The 24,515-nt window shown below is 35.5% G+C and carries 13 protein-coding genes; 10 read left to right on the top strand and 3 right to left on the bottom strand.

The features are described from left to right. Positions 1–4: 4 nt before the first annotated feature. The 5 genes from J3U57_RS07920 to J3U57_RS07900 all read left to right on the top strand — a co-directional run bounded on the left by J3U57_RS07920 (position 5) and on the right by J3U57_RS07900 (position 9,293). Positions 5–3,919, top strand: coding sequence for a phage tail tip fiber protein (locus J3U57_RS07920; RefSeq protein WP_267344022.1), 3,915 nt, complete (start codon positions 5–7; stop codon positions 3,917–3,919). 46 nt (positions 3,920–3,965) lie between these two features. Then, positions 3,966–5,810 (top strand): hypothetical protein, encoded by a 1,845-nt coding sequence (locus tag J3U57_RS07915; RefSeq protein WP_267344023.1) that lies wholly within the window; start codon positions 3,966–3,968, stop codon positions 5,808–5,810. Between the two features lies 1 nt (position 5,811). Then, a complete protein-coding gene (locus tag J3U57_RS07910; RefSeq protein ID WP_267344024.1) occupies positions 5,812–6,342 on the top strand; it encodes a tail fiber assembly protein in 531 nt (176 codons plus the stop codon). 508 nt (positions 6,343–6,850) lie between these two features. Continuing rightward, a complete protein-coding gene (locus J3U57_RS07905; protein WP_267334204.1) occupies positions 6,851–8,251 on the top strand; it encodes a hypothetical protein in 1,401 nt (466 codons plus the stop codon). Positions 8,252–8,279: 28 nt separating this feature from the next. Further along, complete coding sequence (locus J3U57_RS07900) at positions 8,280–9,293, top strand: SPFH domain-containing protein (protein WP_267344025.1); 1,014 nt, start codon at positions 8,280–8,282, stop codon at positions 9,291–9,293. A 404-nt stretch (positions 9,294–9,697) separates the two neighbouring features. Here J3U57_RS07900 and J3U57_RS07895 read toward each other — a convergent pair whose 3' ends face one another. The 3 genes from J3U57_RS07895 to J3U57_RS07885 all read right to left on the bottom strand — a co-directional run bounded on the left by J3U57_RS07895 (position 9,698) and on the right by J3U57_RS07885 (position 15,278). Next, entirely contained in the window at positions 9,698–11,224 is a 1,527-nt protein-coding gene (locus J3U57_RS07895; protein WP_267344026.1) for a glycoside hydrolase 43 family protein, read from the bottom strand. A 42-nt stretch (positions 11,225–11,266) separates the two neighbouring features. After that, positions 11,267–12,652, bottom strand: a complete 1,386-nt coding sequence (locus J3U57_RS07890) for a glycoside-pentoside-hexuronide (GPH):cation symporter (RefSeq protein WP_416379665.1) — start codon at positions 12,650–12,652, stop codon at positions 11,267–11,269. Positions 12,653–13,865: 1,213 nt separating this feature from the next. Then, a complete protein-coding gene (locus J3U57_RS07885; RefSeq protein ID WP_267344028.1) occupies positions 13,866–15,278 on the bottom strand; it encodes an EmmdR/YeeO family multidrug/toxin efflux MATE transporter in 1,413 nt (470 codons plus the stop codon). A 367-nt stretch (positions 15,279–15,645) separates the two neighbouring features. On the opposite strand from J3U57_RS07885, the gene J3U57_RS07880 reads away from it, so the two are divergent. The 5 genes from J3U57_RS07880 to J3U57_RS07860 all read left to right on the top strand — a co-directional run bounded on the left by J3U57_RS07880 (position 15,646) and on the right by J3U57_RS07860 (position 24,501). Beyond that, on the top strand, positions 15,646–16,605 hold the full coding sequence (locus tag J3U57_RS07880) for a phospholipase D-like domain-containing protein (protein WP_267344029.1): 960 nt from the start codon (positions 15,646–15,648) through the stop codon (positions 16,603–16,605). Positions 16,606–16,766: 161 nt separating this feature from the next. Further along, positions 16,767–17,486 (top strand): epoxyqueuosine reductase QueH, encoded by a 720-nt coding sequence (locus J3U57_RS07875; RefSeq protein WP_065634654.1) that lies wholly within the window; start codon positions 16,767–16,769, stop codon positions 17,484–17,486. A gap of 292 nt (positions 17,487–17,778) precedes the next feature. Then, the gene (locus tag J3U57_RS07870; protein ID WP_267344030.1) at positions 17,779–22,053 is read left to right on the top strand and encodes an acyl-CoA dehydratase activase-related protein; all 4,275 of its coding nucleotides are present in this window, start codon (positions 17,779–17,781) and stop codon (positions 22,051–22,053) included. Positions 22,054–22,124: 71 nt separating this feature from the next. After that, entirely contained in the window at positions 22,125–22,736 is a 612-nt protein-coding gene (locus J3U57_RS07865; protein WP_267344031.1) for a CDP-alcohol phosphatidyltransferase family protein, read from the top strand. Between the two features lie 10 nt (positions 22,737–22,746). Next, complete coding sequence (locus J3U57_RS07860; RefSeq protein ID WP_267344032.1) at positions 22,747–24,501, top strand: bifunctional alpha/beta hydrolase/class I SAM-dependent methyltransferase; 1,755 nt, start codon at positions 22,747–22,749, stop codon at positions 24,499–24,501. Positions 24,502–24,515 lie beyond the last annotated feature (14 nt).

Raw genomic sequence — 24,515 nt, 5'->3', positions numbered from 1 at the left:
AGTTATGCAATTGATAGAAGGGCAAAAAGGCGGAAGTAAAAAACAACATACGCCATATGAACACCCAGATACTTTACTTTCAAATGCCAAACTTAAGGTATTATTGGCATTAAGTGAAGGTGAAATATGCGGTAATTTAACTGAACAAAATATTTTTATTGATAATACACCACTTGCTAATCCTGATGGCTCGCGAAACTTTAACGGTGTTTTTTGGGAGTTTCGTAACGGTTCACAAACACAAGACTACATTCAGGGTATTCCAGAAATTAGTAATGAACTGCGAGCTGGTTTTACAGTCAAAGCCGATAAACCGTGGGTGCGTGCATTTTCGAATTTAGATCTGGATGCAATTAGGATTAAATTAAGTTTACCAAATCATGTTAAATATCTCGATAATGGCGATACTTATGGCACTATTACACAATATGCAATTGATTTATCGATTGATGGTAGTCCTTTTATAACCGTTGTTAATGGGACTTTTTTTGGAAAAACAACATCCGAATATCAACGAGACCACCGGATTAATTTACCGAAAGCTGTCGATGGTTGGGCCATACGCGTTAGACGACTAACCCCTGATTCTAAATCGAATAAATTAATTGATGCATTTGGTGTTGCATCTTATGCTGAAGTGATCGATAGCAAATTACGTTATCCTAATACTGCATTATTATACGTAGAGCTTGATGCAAGTCAGTTCAATGGCTCAATACCAAAAATTAGCTGTAAAGTTAAAGGTAAACTTATTCCTGTTCCCGATAATTATGATCCTGTATCAAGAACGTATTATGGTGTTTGGACAGGTGGCTTTAAAATGGCTTATACCAATAATCCCGCTTGGCTAGCTTATTACTTAATGCGCGATGAAATCACTGGAATGGGATTAAGAATTGATGCTAACATGCTTGATAAATGGACTATTTATCAACTGGGTCAGTATTGTGATCAGATGGTATCTGATGGACGAGGCGGTAAAGAACCACGTTTTGTTTGTAATGAATATATACAGAGTCAGGAAGATGCTTATACTGTTTTAAAAGATCTGGTGGCTTCATTTCGTGGCATATTATTTTGGGGTAATGATCAAATCTGTCTAACGGCGGATATGCCACAAGATGAACCTGATTTTATTTACCATCCCTCAAACGTTGTTGGAGATTTTACCTATTCAAGTGGTTCATATAAAAATCGCTATACATCATGTTTAGTGGCCTATTCAGATCCGGATAACCACTACTGTGACGATGTTGAACCCGTATGGGATTATGACTTGATGCGTCGTTATGATGTTAATGTCATGAAGTTAACCGCTATAGGCTGTACATCGCAAGCCGAAGCCCAAAGGCGTGGCCGATGGGCTTTGCTTTCAAATGCGAAAGATGAAGTGGTTGCGTTTACTGTCGGATTAGATGGTTACATTCCTTTACCAGCTAGAATTATTGGTATCGCCGATCCCTCACGTTCAGGTAAAGAAAACGGCGGACGAATACAATCAGTTACCGGTCGAAAAATCACACTTGATAGGAAGATCGATTATCAAGCAGGAGATCGTTTAGTGATTAATTTGCCCGATGGTACCGCGCAAAGTCGAACGATTAGATCAATTAGTGAAGATCGGCAAACAATAACGGTGACTGCAAACTATAAAATAACACCTGTCGCTGGAGCTGTCTGGTGTATTGACAGTGATAATGTTGCTATTCAATATTTTCGGGTAACCTCGATATCTGCTGGCGAAAATGGTAAATTTAATATTACAGCAGTGCAACATGATCCGAATAAATTTAAATTTATTGATGAAGGCATTAGAATTGAGCCTAAGCCAATTACTGTGGTACCACCAATAGCGGTGTCACCGCCAAAAAATATTAGTGTTTTTGAAAGTAGCTATATCTCACAAGGGCTGTCTATTTCATGTTTGAATGCTCAGTGGGATGCCGTTGAAGGTGCAACAAATTATATTGCTCAGTGGCGCAAAGATAATTCATCTTGGAAAAATATTGGCAAAACTAATGGAACTAATTTTTCCATTGAAGGTGTATATTCTGGTACATATGATGTGCGTGTTCGCGCTGTTAATGCGCTTGATACATCATCACCTTGGGCATATTCACAATCAAAATTCATTAAAGGCAAAGTTGGAACACCTGAAAAACCTGTCGGCTTTAGCGCAAGTGATGATGTGATATTAGGTATAGATTTAACTTGGTCCTTTCCTAAAGGTGCGGGCGATACCAGCCATACCGAAATTCAATATTCCAACAATGAAAATGAAGAAGATGCAAGATTACTTTCTAATGTCAGTTATCCTAGTTGCTGCTATTCACAAATGGGACTTGCAATTGGTCAAACTTTTTTCTATCGTGCTCGTTTAGTTGATAAAATTGGTAATGTGAGTGATTGGACCGATTGGGTGCAAGGTATTTCCAGTACCAATACCAATGACTTAACCGATCACATTTTTGAGGAAATAAAAGAGACTGACGCATGGAACTCATTAGTAGAACAAACAAATAATAACACCAGCTCAATCACAGACCACACTACTATGCTGGCTGAAAATACACGTTTATCAATCGAAAATGCTAAGTCCATTATTGAAAACGCTTTAGCAAATGATGTTGATTCTCAAAGGTGGCGAAAAGAAATCGGTAATGCTCATGCTGAGATAAAAGAAACGAAAGCTTTGGTTGTAAATGAAAGTGAGGCAACCGCAGTTAAATTGACCGAAATCTCATCAAATTTAAATGGCGCGAACGCTTCTATCAATGAACTTAAACAAACGACAGTAAAACAAGGTGAATCGATTGAGTCTCAAAGTAACATTCTAACGCAATTATCATCATCAATAGATAGTGTAAATAATAGTGTTAAAAATAATGCAACAGCCATTAATCAAATGGAAACAACAGTTACTCAACAAGGTAATGTAATTACTTCACAGGCTAATAGTATTAGCTCAATTAATACCCATATCGGTAATGTGTCTGCGCAAGTTAATGATGTGTCAAAAGCCATCCAAGACACCAATGGCAAATTATCTGCCTACCGCACAATGAAAGTGGAGGTTGATAATAATGGCAGGCAGTATGTTGCGGGTATGACCATGGGGGTTGAAAATACATCAGCAGGCATGCAATCAAATGTTATCTTCTTGCAAGATCGATTTTCAATTATGAACCATGCCAACGGTAACCCTCAAATGGTATTCACCACACAGGGAAATCAGGTAGTTATTAATGATGCAGTAATCGGTAATGGAACAATTACAAATGCAAAAATCAGAGATGCGTCAATTGATAGTGCAAAAATAGGTAATGTCATTCAGTCTGATAATTACCAATATGGAGTTTCTGGTTGGCAATTATTAAAAAACGAAGGGAAACTCACTGCGGTAAATGCCGATATAACAGGAAAGTTAAAGGCAACCTCAGGGGAGTTGAATAATGTTGTAATTAATGAAAACTGTAACATAAAAGGTGTTCTCAATGTTAATCAAATTAAAGGAAATATTGTTTCTGCTAAATTTTTCCAAAAAAAAGTTGGTTTGTACGAGCGTAATCCGAACGAAAATGAATTCGTTATGAGTATTGAAGGTAATGGATTACCGCAAACTTTAGCATTTCTTGGTGACATTAAAATTAATGTATACGACCAATTTTCCAGACCCCAAAATTATATCAGAGGTAATATCCGATTATTATTTAATAACCAATACCCATTTAGTTTAAATGAATTTTATCGTGATGGAAAAATTGAAAATTTATGCCTATCAATTCCTCCGTTTAGTTTAGGTGAACGGATCGATGTATCAGTAACAGTCAATAAACCAGATCAAGGAACATTCACATATATTTTTGGCTTTAATTCAGTGGTGTTGCTGACAAATAACTCTAGCGGGTTTATTGATTAACTAACAAAAATTATTAGATTTTTATATTCAAATTTCGAGGAATACTATGTCTTGGTACAAAACAGGTACAATCAATGTAACAAAAGGCAGTAACATCGTGACAGGGATTGGCACTAAATGGGCTAATCAGTTGTTGGGTATTTCTGCTGGTAGAATGTTATTGCTACAATCATCTAATCAAATTGAAATTTATGAGATAGCATCCGTACAGTCTGATACGCAATTAACGTTGGCAGATGATTATGGTGGAGAAAGTAAAACAGGGGTAATATATCAAATCCCTACATCACCAACTGTTTCAATTGAAAGTTTAGCATTACGTATTTCTGAAATGCTAAATTATTATCAAACACAACTTAATGCTTGGCAGACAATATTAACGGGTGATGGTAAAGTTACATTGACAGCACCTGATGGAAGCGTTGTTACAATAATTTCGCAATACTCTATTCAACAAGAACTTATTAAGCTTATTGAAGAAAGTAAAGTTTATGTTAGTGAGTCAGCAAAAAATGCAAGCAGCGCCCAAAAGGCAAGCACATCAGCAACAGATAGCGCAAATACAGCCAAAACAAGTGCTGATTCAGCTAATAAATCAGCAGCAGCAGCGAGCGTATCAGCTAAAAACGCTAGCGATAGCGCTAATTTAATTAAAACATCCGAAACTAATGCTAAAACATCAGCGAATGCAGCGGCTAAATCAGCATCAGATGCAAAGCAATGGGCTTCAACAGTAGATACATCGACATTTGTGAAAAAAACCGGAGATACCGTTACAGGTCAACTTACCTTTGAATACAAAGCGTGCGGTATCAAATTCAATTATGAAAATCCTGATAATGTAACAGTAATTCGCCCAACTGGAGACAATTTCTCATTTTATTTTTATGATGCAGGAAAAAAAGATTGGTTTACAAAGCTTAGGTATACAAAAGATGGAAACGCGTGGAGATTTGAAAATATTGATGATGTTGCAATTAATGGTAAATCCGCATTAAAAGTAGGCGACTATGGTATCGGCGGTCAAACGGGTGCTACTGTCAACAATTTTGATGAACGCTTGGTAGGAGGGTTTTATCAATGTATGACATCCAATTTTCCTAATTTGCCACTTAACGGTAGGGATGATTCGGCAACATTACTTGCGTATCCTAGTAACAGCGAGCATTGGAAAGTCGAACAATTAGCTGTAGTTAATAACAAGATTCCTCGCATTTATTATCGCACAGATTCAAAAGATGATGGTAAGCAAAATTGGTATGAGGCAATAACGACGGCGAATGCTTCTGCCGATATTGTGGGAGCTATTCCAGCGGTTAAAACAGTTGTTAATAATACACCTACTTATATGATAGGTAGCCATGTGGTATTTAAAGATGCTATTGGTGACCAACGTTTAATGCCATTTCGACGTGATGAATTGCCATTTGGATGGTATTTTCGTAATGGCGATAATTACTTATTAAGTTCACCGCAAGGCAAGGTTTTAAATGGTTTATCTGCCAATTATAAAAACGACCATCGCATTACGATTAAAACTATAAATGGACAACAATATATTAATGTGCCAACGGCATTTTCTGCCGATGGGCGTAGTTTTTTTGAGCGAGCCGCTGATGGAGCTAGCCGACAAGTAGGTAGTGTTGAAGATGATGCTATCAGAGAAATTTGGGGACATTTCGACACTGGTGTTGTAACTAATCATTATAAATACGCACAAGGTGTATTTTCTGGGGGGGATGCAGTGAATCCAGAAAATGGTGGTGCATTTGCAAGTATGCAAGCCAAGACATACGGATATAATTTCAATGCATCACGAGTTGTACCAACAGCAAATGAAAATCGCCCACTTAACATTGGTATGACACCTGTAATTTACCTTGGAGTTTGATATGATTAATTATTATTATGATAATACAAATGAACTAAAACCGTACACACATCAATTAGAGGCTAACGACGACACAATGCCACCTGACAATGCATTACGGATTGCTCCAGAATTTAAAGATGGGTTTTGTCCGTGTGAGCAAGATGGTAAATGGGTTTTAGTCAAAGATAACCGCGAAAAAACAGCCTTTAATATTGAAACAAAGGAAGCTATTAAAATTGACTACCTTGGAGAACTTAAAGCAGGATTTACGTTACTTGAGCCATTCGAATTTTGTAAATGGAACGGGAAAAAATGGGTAAAAGATAAAGTGGCCGAAAATAACGCTACCATTGAACAAAATCAAGTTATGAAAAATTCACTAATAAATCAAGCCAACGAAAAAATAGCGTTGCTTCAAGATATTATCGATTTAGATATGCAAGAATCTAATGAAGAGGAACAGCTAAAACAATGGAAAAAATATCGCATATTATTAACTCGCATTGATGTATCTGATACGAATATTTCGTTTCCAGCTAAGCCCGAATAAATTAAACAAACACTACCAATTTTTTTCCATTCATCTTATCCATCCTTTTCTATAATTAAGCAGATAAGCTTTCTTTTTGCTTAATCCTATAAATTATCTCGCTTTATTTATTCATATTATTGATAATAAACAATTATTTTTAAATATCAGGGCATCATTCCTTTCAAAATTGGTAGTGTATTATTTGTTATCATTCATTTTTACACTTAAAATTCTCTACTACACTAACAGAATAATTATTAATTGATTTACTTGATCTCAATTGAGTATCTATTTATCGTTTTTTTGAATAGCGTTACTTAATTTTGTGATTAATTTTGTCACTTTGTTATTAAAATAAAAGTCATCGTTATTGCAGCAACTTCATTTGATCTGTTTTACAAATTTGCTGATGAATTAGGCAAGTTAGCGTTAAATTTAAACCTATATTTCAAGTGACACTCCCTTATTTAATCGATAAAATAGCCGATATTTATCCAAAATTAAATAATGATAAGAGTAAATAGGAATGGCAAAGCAAATCAAAATAATCAAGTGCCCAAATTGTGGTAGCATACAAAAAACTGAAATTAAACCCGATCATTATCGTTGTGAAAATTGTCATACTGAATATTTTTTAGATAGTGATGATATTAATGTTAATGTCACTTATGATAATAAACAAACTAATTTAGATAATGAGTATTTTGGTGATTTTAAATTAAAAATAATTGTTATTCTAGGCTGTATCGTGGTTGGTTGCGTTTGTGTTGGTTTGCTCAATATGTTTTTTAAATCGAAGCCTTCTTATGATGCCCCAGCCGCAACTACGCAAATACAACAAAATCAGACTACAACCACTAAATCAGTGTCGGCCAATCCGCAAATTGCGCAAAGTAGTGGTACATTGCGTGTTAATTATAATTTTTGCTCATTAGTTTTAGTCGATAATAAACCTTTTGTGATAGGAATCATTAATCGTTCCAATGGTTTACCCTATGAACAAAAGTATTATTTTACTGTGTATGATTTGCTTTCCGAAAAAATTGTGCAAGAAAGCCCAATTGCTAATGTGAAATTTGATAAGTTTGGTAAAGTTAATTGGACTTCATATGACTTTACTAAAGATAAAACCTATCTAGTTGCAAGCAAACGCACTGTTTTTTTACTTGATAAAAGGAATTTTACCCTAACTGATGTGACATCTTCGTTATTGCAAAATTACCCTCAATTTAATAAAGGCATTGCCTCAGTCAATATCACGACCGCACAAGGCGCCGTTGGTCACGTTTTACATATACTGACTGATGATGGGCAAAAGATCTATTATTTCCCTTTGCAGGATAAAGCTTTTGTTGATAATAATGATTTTTATATGACAATTAAAGATTTTGAGCGGAGTGCAGATGATACCAGTAAACACACTGCTTTTAGCTTTGCCAATAATTATGGTGAGGATTTTAAGTTAATTAAATTTACTTTTATTAGTCCTGATGGTAAAAGCCATTACACTTTTACATCAGCTAAAGTTGGTGATCAACATACTGATGGTTCTGGCAAGTTTACTGATGCGGCAAGCGCTTATAATTACAGTCTTCCTTATTACGATAATCCAAAATATCAACTGGTTTCTCATCAAAACCTTACTCCGGATAGACTTTACTTTAATCCTGAAATTATCTATTTTGACGATAATACATTAATTATAAAAACCAGAACTAGTGCAAGTCCCGATTCAAATTATAATTATCAACGATTGGATATTAATAACGGTAAAGTGATTTGGACATTATCAAGTGATGATATCACCATAAAAGAGATCATGCCTTTTAATGATGGATTTATCATTAAACAGAGTTGCGATAAGTATGCGCAAATAGCTTCTGATGGTACTATCATTAAAAAACTAACTTTAGTAAATGAAAAATAATAAGTATGACTAGTATAAGGAATATGATATGGGATTAGGCAACTTTTTTAAAAGACAACTAAAAACAGTAATAGAGTGGAAAAACCAAGAGCAAAATGTTTTATTTTATGAGTTTCCAACGCCAACTAATGAAGTAAAAAATGCCAGTAAATTAATTATCAATCCAGGACAAGGCTGCATTTTAGTTTATAAGGGTGAAGTGATCGATGTGATGACTAAATCGGGTATTTATGAACTTTCTACATCAAATCATCCTTTCATTACTAACTTAGTTAAAATACTGCAAAGCTTGGAAAGCGAACACAAAATGCATGTGTATTTTTTCCGTTTAGCAAGTTTGGTTAATCAAAAATGGGGTACATCAACGCCGATAAAATATATTGATAGTGTATATCAATTTCCAATTGAACTTGGTGCTTATGGAACCTATGCAATTAAAATTGAACAAGCTCAGCATTTTTTTACCGAAGTAGTAGGCAGTAAATCAGTTTATACCGCAAACGAACTGAGTCAATTAATGATTTCGCGTATCATTCCAACTATCACCTCACAATTAGCAACGGAAAGTTATTCTTATCAAAATATTGATTCGCAATTGGTTAAATTATCGGACCAAATTAAACAGAGTTTGCAAGCTATTTTTGGCAAATTAGGTCTTTTGTTAGAGGATTTTCAAATTGAGTCAGCCACATTTAGTGAAGAGACTTTGGAGCGCATTAGTAAAATAGCTAATTCAAGAACGGATGCATTAGCTGCCAAAGAGGTCGGTTTAGATTATGTCGAACATGAAAAACTCAAAGCATTACGCGATGCAGCTCAAAATGAAGGGGGATTGGCTGGTGCAGGTTTACAACTTGGTGCAGGTTTAGATTTAGCAAAATCGTTTGATTTAAATAAAAATAATGCCACAAATACTGCAGCGACGGCTAATAATGAACAAATTATTAACCAATTAAAACAGCTCAAACAACTGGTTGATGAAGGTATCTTGACTCAAGAGGAATTTAACGCGAAAAAGGCACAGTTATTGGATAAGCTGTAAACTAATATACTAATTACTAAAACTAGCATTTAATTTACCAATCATTTATGACTAAAATTTAATGATAAGAATATGCATTGGCCACTGGTTACTATTACACTAATCAGTGGTCAATTTATAAATAAGTGGTACTTAACGCAGTGTTATTGCTTGCTATTTAAACAGTAGTAATAATGATCGTTATAAATCGTGATGTTGATAATAGGCTCAGAATTTAAATTAAGAAATATTAGCCATTTATGCTTATTTAGCTGTAATAAATTTTATAACTCAATTACAATTTTTTGTATCATAAAGCTATAAGTTCATCTAGCTATATCGTTGTTTAACAGTGGTCTAATTTGACATAAATAGGTAATATCAAAAATAGTATATTTACTTTTGATATTACCTTGTATTGTGATCTATTTGGCAATAATTTCAAAATACTTGAATTTACCTTTACCACTTATTGCTTGTTTTGCTTCGCTGGCAGCAAAAATACCCACTTTCGCGCCAACCCATTTGCCTTTGCCTGCCGCAAAATCACGGCTGATCTTTTGCCACACTTTATTGGTATCTTGATAATAAAATTTGCAAATACCGTTTAATCCGACCTCAACTTTTAATTGGCAATTCGGTGAATCCAGTTCAGTAATTATTTCTTTATTTTCATCAACTATCCCAGCATCTTTCATCCAACCATATCGATAACATAAAAAATAGTGATGATTTTTATAACAAAGGGTTAGGGCCGCATAACGTTCGCCATAAATGATCAAACCTGCAAAATCACCCGAATTGTTTGTATTGAGCTCTAATGCAGTTTCAGCAGTAAATTGCCATGACGAAAATTTTTGTAATAACAAATTAGGAGCAAAATAGAGTGTTTGTTGTTTGTTATGTATTGGTAGTGGGTAACAATTTAACGTTAAGCCATCGCTCTGTTCTGCAAGCCAATTTTTTTGAGGATTGGCTTGCCATTGCCACTGTAAACCGATCTTGCCTTGCTTGAAGTCATCGCTCGTTTGCATGGTATAATCATCTGAATTACAAGTGGTTAATGGTTTTGGATATGACACAACAGGTTGACCGCAGTTATCATCGATGGCGGTTCCGATTCTTGGCCAATCATCATCACCCCAGTGCATTGGTTGTAGATGTACGATTCGTCCATATAAATTGGCATCCTGAAAGTGTACAAACCAGCATTGATTATTATCAAGTTCAACCCAGCCGCCTTGATGGGGACCGTTAATAGTGGTATTACCTTGAAATAAGACATTACGAGCAGTCCAAGGCCCCTCTAAGTGTTGGCTACGTAATACGGTTTGCCAACCGGTTTCAACGCCGCCAGCTGGCGCAAAAATATAGTACCAACCGTTTCTTTTATAGAGTTTTGGACCCTCAAGTGTTGGTAAGTCGGCTGTGCCATCATAAATAATTCTTCCATCGTCAATTAAAGCCGTGCCATCATTACTCATACGAAACAGCTGTAATTTATGCTTGATGCCAGAACGGCTTTGTGCAAAAGCATGAACTAACCAGGCTTGACCATCATCATCCCAAAATGGACAAGGATCTATCCAACCTAATGCGGGTTTTACGCAATGTGGTTTACTCCATTGCCCCCATGGGTTATGCGTATTACACATAAATATTCCTTCATCGGGCGTACTAAAAAATACCCAAAATTTTTGGTCATGATATCGAATAGATGGCGCCCAAACGCCTTTCCCAGGTTGCACACAATCATAACCCGGTAAATCAAGAGACGAAAATACATGATTTATAATTTGCCAATTCACTAAATCTTTAGAATGCAAAATCGGCAGTGCTGGCATATGATTAAAGCTAGATGAAACCATGAAAAAATCGTCTTTGACTCTGACAATATCTGGATCTGAATAATCAGCACAGATAATGGGATTGTTATAATAATCAGAACGCATATAATTACCTTTTACATTACGTCATTAACGTAACTTTTTATCCTAGTTATTGTTTTCAATATTTTTTTGTCTGGCAAGTAAATCTTGTTGAATTTTTTCCATCATTTTGTCATCTAATTTATAAAAACGCATAAGCCACCAAAGTAACAAATATGAAAACGCAGGTCCTATAGTTAACAGCCCAATAATGCCCATCGTCGCAAGTGGCGTTTGCACATCCACACCAGCTTGATAACCTAATAAGCCTAAGCAAATACCAACCAATGCGCCCGCTATTGCCATACCCAATTTAAGTGCAAATAAGTTTCCAGAAAAAGACAAGCCTGTTGCGCGTCGACCAAATTTCCATTCACCATAATCGGCTGCATTCGCCATCATATTCCATTTGAAGGGTTGATACATTGAATGGAAAAAGCCGATTAAAAAATAAAGAGGGAATACCACAGCTAACCAAACTGGTGGAATAAAAAACATAATGACGCCAATGGCAAACAAAATTAAATTAATATTTTTAAATAATTGAATCGCGGTAAAACGTTTAGCAAAATATCCAGCAGCCATTGCACCTAAAATAGTGCCAATTACTGAGGTTGACACAAAAGCAGATTTCATCGCTGTTCCCGCTGCCGAGCTAATACCGCCCATCATTAAATAAGTTGCATAATAGAGTGTTGCTGAGCTACGCATCACCCCAGCCATGCTAGAAAAAAACGTAATAATAGCAACAATGCACCACTGATCATTAGCTAGCAGACATTTTAAATCTTTTTTTATGCTGACATTTTTATCTTCAATGGGTGTTACGCGTTCTTTAGTGGTTGCAAAACAAAACACTAACATCGCAATAGCAATAATGCCCATTACTGCCATTGTCATTTGAAAGCCGAGTTGTTTATTCTCTTTACCAAACCAATCCACCAAAAATAGAGTACCGATTGACACCATTAGTCCAGCTGCTGATGAGATGGTAAAACGAAATGATTGTGCAGAAAGACGATCTTTTTCATCACGCGTAATGACCCCTCCTAGTGCACAATAAGGGATGTTAATAAAGGTATAGCATAGCATCAACAACGCATAAGTAATGTAGGCATATAAGAGTTTACCAGAGTAACCAAAATCAGGTGTAGTATAGGTCATGACTGCAAGCACAGCATAGGGAATGGCAAACCAAATTAACCAAGGTCGAAATCTTCCCCAGCGAGTTTTAGTTCTATCGGCTACCATACCGGTAATAGGATCGATAATGGCATCAAAAATTCGTGTTGCTAAAAACATGATTCCGACTGCGGCAGCTGATAGTCCATAAATATCGGTATAAAAGTAGGTCAAAAACATGGTGACTGATGAATAAACAATTCCACATGCTGCATCACCCATTCCAAAGCCTATTTTTTCCATGACTGATAATCTTTTATTATCCATCATCATCTCCTTATAATTATATAAACACACTGTTTTCTAAACAGTTTTTAAGCATATTTGTTTCTATTTCGAATTATTGAAAATAAACAACGATGGATTGAGTGTATAAAATTCATTATCAAAACAATATTATGATTTTGCGTACTGAAATTACGATATATGGTTAATGTGATAAATATCACAAATTTTATTGTGATATTTAATTATCTAACCAATGATAAAAAGTAAATCTATGGAAAGTCATCTAATAAACAATTTGGTAATGAAAGGAATAATCGCACTTTTTTAACGCTATCAATCCTTGAAAATGAGTTATTACAAAAGTTAATTATTATAAATTTATGCTATTACAATTTTGGGGCATTATATTAATGTGGAAAAGTTTAGCTGTAACGATGCCTTGTGATTTAAAGTTAACCAATTCAATGGCTTAGGTAAATTACTTTCAAATTAACAAACAACCAAAAATTTTTGCCCATTTCTTGCTTATGCCAGACAATATGTTTTCAGTTGTTTCATCGCCGTGTATAAAATAGTTGTTTTCGACATGCTTATTTACAAGCCAATAGATACAGTCGGTAATTAATTTATTTTTTATTACTTAAAAGTTTTATTCAATTTATTTCGCTAACAGTAGCAAGATTTTAATATCAACATTTGATTGGTAATGAAATACTAGAATTTTTTTAGAGGTTTATGGTGTTGTTAATTTTGAAACTCTTGGTAATGTACAGATAGTCGAAATGATGCCAAGATATAAACACAATTTGATATTGATATGATAACTCAACGTTAATCGATGTCTGCCATACCATACTTCGGATATTATTCACAAAAAATAGGGTATTCATTGTGCTACGTTTTCAGGATATTTTGCTGGATTTTGATAATTTGAGTATATAAATTTGGTGGAGTCCTGATCAACTTGTTACTGACGCAAAGCCCAAAACGATATTAGATTTAGATTGTTATTAACATGATGAAATTAAAATAGTAACAATACGCTTGATGAAAAAAGTTATTTAATTAAATAGTAATTTATTCAAAACGATAACTTATGCTACCTTCAAATTGGTTTTTACTAGTGGTAAATAATAAATTTTTGATAATAAAATTTAAACACCTTTAGCTAATAATTGTATAGTCGATGGTTAAATCCTAATTAAACCACTCGTTATCATGAACAATTAAAATAGCTCAATGAGAAAACTTATAGTTAATTGTGTTTTTGATGTCGCCATAGCCATTTACCACTGACTAAGCGGTAGTAGAAGAATATACTTCTAATGATCCAATCAAGAAACATTCCAAACCACACGCCAATTACACCAAAGCCAAGATAAACACCAAATAGATAACCAACGACAATTCGGCACATCCACATACTACCGATTGCCACCCACATAGTATAACTGGCATCCTTGGCACCTTTAAACCCATAAGGTAATACAAAAGATGAAGCCCAAAATGGCGTAAATAGAGCATTTAACCACAGTAAATGTTTTGATATTTCGATAACTTCAGGATCATTGGTATAAAGTGAACTGAGCAGGCCAGCAAAGGGCATTGTCACAAATGCAATCAAACAGAGCAATATATTGGTAAATTGAAAAATAAATTTTAGTTGTCTGGTTGGTTGGTAGATTTGTCCCATACCAAGGCGTTTTCCAACTATAATGGTTGAGGTTGCACCTAAAGTTCCACCCGGTAAATTAAGCAGTCCTGCAATGGAAAAAGCGATAAAATTTGCTGCAATCGTTGACGTGCCCATACCGGCAACAAACGTTTGCGTCAGTAATTTGCCAACATTAAACATCACTGATTCAACACTAGCTGGAATACCGATGCTAAGAATATCAACCAAAATTCTAGCATTAAATGAATGAAAGTAACTTCTCAATGGAATAAAAAGCGCACGACTAGGTTTTATCGTCAAGACTAATAAGATAAAAAACATGCCACAATAACGCGATGTTGTTAAACCAATACCTGCACCAATAAAGCCAAAACCTTGCCAACTGCCAATTCCATAGATAAGTACATAACTAATCGATATATTTAAAATATTCATAATGATGTTTAGGTACATGGGCAGTTTGGTATTGCCTGCGCCTCTTAATGCACCACATCCCACCAAAATAAACGCTAATGCAGGGTAGCCTAATACTGTTAATCGTAGAAATGTTAAGGTTAAATGTTTAACTTCGGGATCGGCTTTTCCAGCAATGATATCAACAATCCAATAGCCCGAGAATTCGACAAATACAAATAATAGCACGGATACTAATACTAATAGGGTAATGGATTGTCTGGCAGCAAAAACCGCTTTTTTACGATTATGACGACCTAAGCTAAACGCAACGACTACAGAGGTTCCTAATGCTACTGCCATAAAAAATGACATGATAATCATATTAAAGCTTTCAGCTAAACCGACAGCCGCCATTTGCGCTTTACCTATCCAGCTAACTAAAAAGGTACTAAAAATACCCATCAATATCACTGAAAGATTTTCTATAAAGATTGGCATAGCTAATGGATAAATTTCACGCCATAGTAGCACACTATTTGAATGTCTTTTTTTATATAATTGCAGATTTTTTAAACTGTTAATGAGTTGAACATTCAATTGGAAGCCTAAATCTTATAACTGAAAATTATTGTGATAATTATAACTCCTTTATTGAACAAAAATGAATGTGTGTTTTAAAAAATAACATATTATAAAACTAACCTTTAATATATTTGTTGATGCTAAAAAGAATTAAATATAAGTTTGGATTAAGAACGCTATAGTTTAAATATGTTATTTTTTTCATCTTTTATGCTATTTTGATGACTGGTGAGGTAATAACACAGAGTGTAGCTGTTAATCAGTGTTTACTATTACTGATAACAGTTACCGATTTATTTCTAGCTCATTGCCAGTTAAAGTGTGGTAGTCTTGCTAGTTTTAGGGTAAAGCGTGTTAAGTCGAAAAAAAGATAAGGAAAAGTATGAAAATTCTTCATAATGATGATTTAGAGAATGCGTTATTGAAAAAGGGCAATAAAAAAATCAGCATTGTTTCTGCTTTTGCCAGTCATACCGAAATGATAGTAGAACAATTACTAGAAGATAATAGTATTAAGTTGGAACTGATTATCAGCACCATTAATGCTTTTAACTCGCCAGATTTTATTAAGTTTTGCCAGCAAAAAGCGCAAAATTGTGATAAATTCAGTTTTTATGTCGATTTTCGCTATAACCAAAGTGTCCATTGGAAACTCTATTTGATTCAGTCTGAAGTAGAGACAGAAAAGGTGATTATTGGTAGTGCAAATTTTACTAACATAGGTATCGGCCTCAATCGTGACACATGTGTAATGATACAAAACAAAAATCTGTATGCAGATTATTTAGCTGATATCGAACAACTCAAACAATTACCAGAAGTGATAAAATCTAGTGATCAAAAATTTGATCGATATTTACAGAATTATAAAACCCTACATCAACGTATTACAAAAGCATCTATTCCAACTTTAGCCAATTATTTAGCAATAAATCCTATGATTGAATTAGGACTTTTGGTTTGGGATTCTTATTTAAGCGATGAGGATGAACAACTGGCTGAAGAAGTCGTCGCCAGAAAGCATCCAACTATAAAATTTGATATGAATCGCGATTGCTTACTGGTTGAAAAAAAATATGAAAAGGATTTTAGCGTAGATCAGCTAATTTTATGTATGAATAACCAAGGTAAAGAGATTGCGTTTTTTTATTGTCTAGGCATCTATCCTAGCCAATCACAACAATATGTGTTTCTTTTTAATTTTTCAAAAAAGGTCATTCGTCCATTTAAATTAAGTCGGTCACTTAAAGCTGCAATGGCAAAGCAAGCGGCAAGCTGGTGTAACAGCAATAAGCATAAGTTAACTTATGAAGATCTATTAGCACTATGCGAAAATAGTTAACAAATATTGAACTCACTTTAGGTAATAAACTTGCCGAAAAGTTTAAGGAAATATATGTGTTTCAGTATAAAAATTGGCGCGTTTATCTTGACGTAAATCTATAACGCTATATTATAGCGACCAATAATGACTACTATCATCAAAATAATAAATGAGTCCTCATGTTAATTAATGCGAAAACAATTCTTGATAAATTAAACCCACATAATAAAGTTAATTATGATTCCGTTTTAAAAGAAGTCATTGCCGATTGGCAGTCGGGTGCGGTTCGTCCTAAATTATTGATTCACAGCTGTTGTGCACCTTGTAGTACTTATGTATTGGAGTATTTAGCACAATATGCCGATATTACTATCTATTTTGCGAATTCTAATATTCATCCACGCGTTGAATATGAGTATCGAAGTGTGGTGCAACAAAAATTTATTGCTGATTTTAATCAAAAGACCGGAAATAACGTACAATTTTTAGAAGCACCTTATCAGCCAGCAGAGTTTATTAAGCAAGTTGGTCATTTGCGCGATGCCCCCGAAGGCGGTGAGCGTTGCCATATTTGTTATAAAATGCGTTTAGATTTGGCGGCAATTAAAGCGCAAGAGTTAGGATTTGACTATTTTGCAAGCGCATTGACGCTCAGCCCTAAAAAGAACAGTCAAAAAATTAATGAATTAGGATTTGAGATCCAAGAGATCTTTTCTGTTAATTATCTCCCTTCTGATTTTAAAAAGAACAATGGTTATAAACGGTCTATTGAACTTTGCAAAGAATATGATGTTTATCGTCAATGTTATTGTGGCTGTATTTTTGCTGCTAAAGCTCAAGGTGTCGATCTAAAAAATGTGATTACTATTGCTAAACAAGGTTTAGAAAAAGCACTTTAAGCCGTTGCAAACTCATTAGATTACTGATTATTTTATAATTGTTATGACCTGTATTTGTATGATATAGGTCAGATTCCAGTTAGTTTTAGACAGAATTACAAATCACATCACGCTTTCTTAAGATAAATTATTATTGTGTATCGCTTTTGTTTTAGGGGATTTTTTATCCATCCCTATTAAAAAGAACTAAGATTTGGTTATAATGATTTATATAAAAATAAAATTAATAATTTGAGATTTATTACCAATTTTGTAATAAATTAAATCTAAATTAATAAAATGTGAGTTTATTATGTCAAAAATATATAGGCTCGGATTGGATGTGGGTTCCACTACAGCAAAATGCGTTGTGTTAGATGAACATGACAATTTTGTTTATACTAATTATGTACGCCATAATACGCATATTGTGGCAACAGTACTTCAATTGCTCAGTGAAATTAAACAGAAGCTTGGTGATGATATACGCTTGTCTGTAAAAGTGACGGGTTCTGCCGGAATGGGCATTTCCGAAAAAGCCGATATCGCCTTTATTCAAGAGGTGGTTGCAGCATCGGAAGTGGTACAACGCAAATATCCTGAAGTACGGACGTTGATAGATATTGGTGGTGAAGATAGTAAAATGATCTTCTTTTTTCCCGATCGACCACCCGATATTCGAATGAATGGTAGCTGTGCAGGGGGAACCGGCGCATTTATCGATCAGATGGCAACTTTGCTTAATACTCCCGTTCAGCAGTTTGATGCGCTTGCTCAAAATCATGACCAAATTTTTCCTATCGCTTCTCGTTGTGGTGTTTTTGCCAAAACCGATGTCCAAAATTTAATTAGCCGCAATGTCTCGAAAGAAAATATCGCTTATTCAGTTTTACATGCCGTATGTATTCAGCTAGTCAACACCTTGGCTCGTGGCTATGATATTGTGCCAAAAGTGATGTTAATTGGTGGGCCTTTCTCATTTATCCCAACATTAGGTAAAGCCGCACTAAATACGCTAAAATTAACAGATGATCAGGTTGTTACCACCGAACATCCGACCTTACTGTCCGCTTGGGGTGCTGCAATTCACATTATTGAGCGAACCGAGCTTTCGTTGACAGATTTTATTGCACGATTAAATGCTTCTACTCAAATTAAAGTTAATGAATCATCTAGATTAAAACCGTTGTTTAATGAGTCGTTGTCATTTGATAATTGGAAAAAGAAGCGCAAATATATCGAAATTGCTAGATGCAATTTAGCAGATTATCAAAAACAGAATGCTTTTTTAGGCATTGACAGTGGCTCTACTACCACCAAAATTACGCTTGTTAGTGAAGATAATGAGCTGTTGTTTACGCATTATGCACCCAACAATGGTCAGTCGATTAGCGCCTTAATTCATGGCTTAACTAAATTAAACGATGAAATTACTGCATCAGGTAAGGAGATTATTATTGCTCGCACCGGTGTGACAGGTTATGGTGAAGAACTATTAAAAGCCGCTTTTGCTATTGATGACGGTTTGGTCGAAACCATGGCGCATTTTGCCGCAGCTAAACATATCGATCCTGATGTCAGTTTTGTGATGGATATTGGCGGCCAAGATATGAAAGCCATTTTTATTGCTAATGGTGTGGTTAATCATATCGAATTAAACGAAGCTTGTTCATCGGGTTGTGGATCGTTTATTGAGACTTTTGCCAAATCACTTAACTCTAATACTATTGATTTTGCTGATGCCGCGTGTCAATCTTCTAATCCATGTGATTTAGGTACACGCTGTACTGTTTTTATGAATTCTAAAGTGAAGCAGGCATTGCGTGAAAATGCCACCATGGGTGATATTTCGGCAGGACTGGCGTTTTCTGTGATTAAAAATGCCATTCATAAAGTGCTGAAACTGCATGATATGCGTAAACTGGGCGATCATATCGTGGTGCAGGGCGGTACTTTTAAAAATCCTGCGGTATTTCGTGCGTTAGAACAGTTAACCGGTGCGCAAATTACCAGTTCTAATATTCCTGAGTTAATGGGAGCTTATGGCGCAGCGTTGGTCGCTAAAAACCATTATTTAGCGCACCCTACAGCTTCGCAATTTATTGGTTTAGATAATCTTCACAAAGCAAAAGACAATAAAGCTAAACCGTCTCGCTGCAAAGGTTGTGAAAATAAATGCGATATTATCATCTACCGATTTGCCAACGGTCAACGTTACTATTCGGGTAATAAATGTGAACGTTTTTTAAGTAATAATCAATATCGCGATTACAGCTCGTTTAATATGTTTGATTATAAAAATGATCTGCTATTTAAACGAACTAATGTGGTTAATGCCGAAGCTAAAATTAATATTGGTATTCCTCGTGTATTAGGGCAATATGAAAACTTCCCTTTTTGGCACACGTTATTGACTCAAAGTGGTATAAACGTGACACTTTCACCTTTTTCAACACAAAGTATTTATGAAAAAGGGGCTGGAACGGTAATGTCTGATAGCATTTGCTTTCCGGCAAAATTAGTGCACGGTCATATCATGGAGTTGATTGAACAGAAGGTCGATCGTATTTTTATGCCGATGGTTGTGTTTGAATCAGCTCAGTTTGACAATGCGGTTAATAGCTATAATTGTCCAATTGTCAGCAGTTATGCTGAAGTGATCCACAGTGCGATCAATCCCGAAGAAAAATTTCGCATTCCATTAGATTATCCCGTTATTAACTTTACCAATAGTAAGTTACTTAAAAAAGGCTGTATCAATTATTTAACTTCGTTAGGTATCGACAAAAAAGTTGCCGACAAAGCGTTTGAAGCTGCATTAATTGCACAAGCTGAGTTTAAACATGATTTATACAGTAAAGCGGTTGAAGTACTTAATAATGCCAAACAAACTGGGCGCTATGTATTTATTTTAGCTGGACGGCCATATCATAGTGATAGTTTAATTAATCACAAAACGCCCGAAATTTTAAATGCGCTAGGCTGTGATGTTATTACCGAAGATTCGGTATTAGGTGCCATTCATCAATTATCGCCAGAACTGCAAATTTGTTCACAATGGAGCTATCCAAATCGTTTATATGCTGCCGCTTCATTTGTTGCACAGCAACCGAATAATATTCAATTTGTACAGCTCAATTCATTTGGTTGTGGGCCTGATGCGATTGTCACTGATGAGTGTAAAGCAATCTTAGAATCTAAGGGTAAAACTTGTACGATCATTCGTGTAGATGAGATCACCGCAACGGGTTCTGTCCGTTTACGCTTACGATCGATTATCGAATCAATTCGTATGAATCAACATCAACCATTGAAAATGGTGGAACGTAAAAAAACGGCAGTTTTCAGTAAAAAGGATAAACAGCGTCGTACTATTTTAGCGCCATTTATTTCTGATTTTTATTCACCGTTATTACCGCCGATTTTTGCATTATCAGGTTATAAGCTAGAAACGTTACCAAAACCAGATAAAAGCTCGGTTGAGTGGGGATTAAAGTACTGTAATAACGAAATTTGCTACCCAGCAACGATTATTGTTGGCGATGTGATTAAAGCGTTACGATCGGGTAAATATAATCGTGATGAAGTGGCAATTGGTATCACGCAAACCGGTGGGCAATGCCGTGCGAGCAGTTATCTGTCGTTAATCAAAAAAGCCATGATTAGTAATGGTTTTGAAGATGTGCCGATTGTGTCACTTAGTACCGATAATATGAATGCAAGTGAACAACCTGGCTTTAAAATTAATTGGCTTAAAACTCTGCCAACCACCTTTTTTGCTATGTTATTTGCTGATTCATTATCGAAAATGTATTACGCGGTGGCACCTAGAGCCAAAGTGAAACAACAGGCTAATCAACTTAAAGAGCTGTACATTAGAAAGCTACAGCAGCTACTTAATGAGCAGAAAGGGCATAGAGCGATTTATGCGTTATTGGCGCAAGCTGTTGAGCATTTTAATCAGGTTGAAACCGTCAATAAAGATTGCCCACAAATAGGGATTGTTGGTGAAATCTATGTAAAATATAACAGCTTTGGCAATCAGCATAGTGTCGAATGGTTAGTCGATCAGGGAATTGAGCCAGTAATTCCACCCATGATTGAATTTTTTGCTCAAGTGTTTGTCAATTATGACAGTAATATTGATAATCATCTTTTACCAAAAAGTTATCTATCGTCATTACTGTTCTTTTTTGAAAAAGTGGCCCAACGCTATATCAATAAAACTAATCAGATTTTATCGGATTTTAAATATTATCAACCGTTTCATAATATCCGTGATATCGCTAAAAAAGCCGAGCAAATTCTTAATTTAGCCAATCAATTTGGCGAAGGTTGGTTGATTCCAGCCGGTATTATGACCTTTGCTGAATATGGTATTAATAATGTCATTAGCTTTCAACCATTTGGTTGTATTGCTAATCATGTAGTATCAAAAGGGGTAGAAAAACGGATGCGTGATCTTAACCCTAAACTTAATTTGCTCTATTTAGATTTTGACGACGGTGCTGGTGAAGTCAATGTACTCAATCGTTTGCATTTTATGGTCAGTTCGTTAAAGTATACCCAATTGCAACGAATTGTATAATGAAATAAAAAACTGCTATGTTATATTTTGCCAATATTATCATAGCAGTAGGTTAAAATTTAGGATCATCAGTGATATCAGTTTATCAATTAAAGCCGAAGTTTCAGGCACTACTTAGACCTTATACCCATAAGCTTTATAATGCTGGTGTAACGGCTAATCAAGTGACTTTATTCGCCTGTTTGGCATCGATTTTAGTAGCACTAATGGTTGGGTGTTTCGCCCAATATCATTGGTTATTTATGTTAATTCCAATATGGATGTTTATTCGAATGGCGCTCAATGCTATTGATGGAATGTTAGCACGTGAATTTCAGCAAAAATCTAATTTGGGTGCTTATTTAAATGAAATTTGTGATGTGATATCAGACAGCGCATTATTACTGGTTTTTATGCCACTAGACGGCGTGAGTAGTTTTCTGGTGATTTTGGTCGTGTTACTAGCCTTTTTGACTGAATATAGTGGCGTATTGGGATTAATGATTGGAGCATCACGCCGTTATGATGGACCAATGGGGAAAAGTGATCGCGCCACTATTTTTAGTATAATAAGCTTAGGTATAGCCACCCATTTACTGCCTTTAAGTTGGATTAATACGTTATTGTGTCTGATTACTCTTTTACTTATCTATACCATCTTTAATCGAGTGAACAAAGGCTTATTAGAAGCGCAAAATAAATAAGGAATATATTATGCGTCAAGAGCAACAAAAAACCTTTATAAGCCATGATGGTTGTCAGTTATTTTATCGCTATTGGCCGGCAATCGACAATAACTGTGGTAAAGATCGCGCTATCGTCATTTTTCATCGAGGCCATGAGCATTCAGGTCGAGTGGCACATCTTGCTAACGAACTTGAACTACCTGATTATCAAATTTTCGCTTGGGATGCGCGAGGTAACGGTCAATCGGCAGGTGAACGAGGCGATGCCCCTAATTTTGCCACACTGATTAAAGATGCCCACTGTTTTATACAACATATTAAGCAAGAGTATCACTTTTGTGATCAAGATATTGCTGTTATTGCGCAAAGTGTAGGGGCGGTTATTGCTGCAGCTTGGGCACATGATTATGTACCGAATATTCGAGCCTTAGTCTTAGCTTCACCGGCCTTTAGCGTCAAGTTATATGTCCCTTTTGCGGTATCGGGTCTAAAATTGCTGTATAACTTAAAAGGCAACTTTTTTGTTAACAGTTATGTTAAGCCTAAGCTGCTGACCCATGATGCGAGTCGAGCACAATCGTTTACTCAAGATCCATTAATTACTAGACCAATATCGGTGCGGTTATTATTAGATTTGTATGCGGTGGCAGATCGCATAGTTCAAGATGCAAATGCGATTACGGTACCCACGCAACTACTGGTGTCGGGGTCTGATTATGTGGTAAGGCGTAAACCACAACAACAATTTTATGAGAATTTGGGTACCGCACAAAAAGAGTTACATATATTACCTGGATTTTATCATGATACCTTAGGTGAAAAAGATCGCCATTTCGCTATTGATCGAGCACGGCGATTTATTGTCGGTTGTTTTGCCAATCCGATAAATGTTCCTTGCTTAGTTAATGCCGATTTAGTTGGTTATACAAGGCAAGAGGCGGATAATTTAACTATGCCACCCGTTGGTTTGATTAAGCCTTTATACTGGAAATTTATTCAAACCAGTTTGCGTTATGCCAGTAAAATGTCTGACGGAATCAAACTCGGTTTTGACACTGGGTTTGATTCAGGCAGTACGCTTGACTATGTCTATCAAAACCAACCATCGGGCAGTTCTAAACTTGGACAATTTTTTGATTATATTTATCTACAATCTATTGGTTGGCGTGGTATCCGTCAGCGAAAAGTTCATCTTGAAGCGCTGTTAAAGCAAACTATTTTACAGTTACAACAACAAAATCAATCTGTTAATATTGTTGATATTGCAGCAGGGCATGGACGTTATATTATTGAAACGATAAATCAAATCGCACATAAACCTAATTCAGTGCTATTACGTGATTACTGTGATATTAATATTCGCGATGGACAAGCATTAATTCAGCAGCAGGGCTTAACGGATATTGTTCGTTTTGAAAAAGGCGATGCTTTTAGTCGGCAAGAGTTAGCACAATTATCACCTCAACCTAATTTAGCAGTAGTATCTGGTTTGTATGAGTTATTTAGTGACAATCAATTGTTGCGAGAATCGTTGTCAGGGTTAGCCGATGTCATGTCTGAAGGCGGATATTTAATTTACACTAATCAGCCATGGCATCCACAACTCGAGTTTATTGCCAGAGCATTAACCTCACATCGTGATGGGCAGCCATGGATTATGCGCCGAAGAACGCAACTGGAAATGGATCAACTGGTTAGTGAGGCAGGTTTTCAAAAAATAACCATGAGTGTTGATCAGTGGGGCATTTTTACGGTTTCACTAGCACAACGAATAAAAAAATAATTTATGCCAATACC

Source organism: Gilliamella sp. B3464 (genome assembly GCF_026536145.1).
Taxonomy (GTDB): domain Bacteria; phylum Pseudomonadota; class Gammaproteobacteria; order Enterobacterales; family Orbaceae; genus Gilliamella.
The sequence above is the reverse complement of the archived record's forward strand: the minus strand, read 5'-3'. Positions and strand labels throughout refer to the sequence as shown.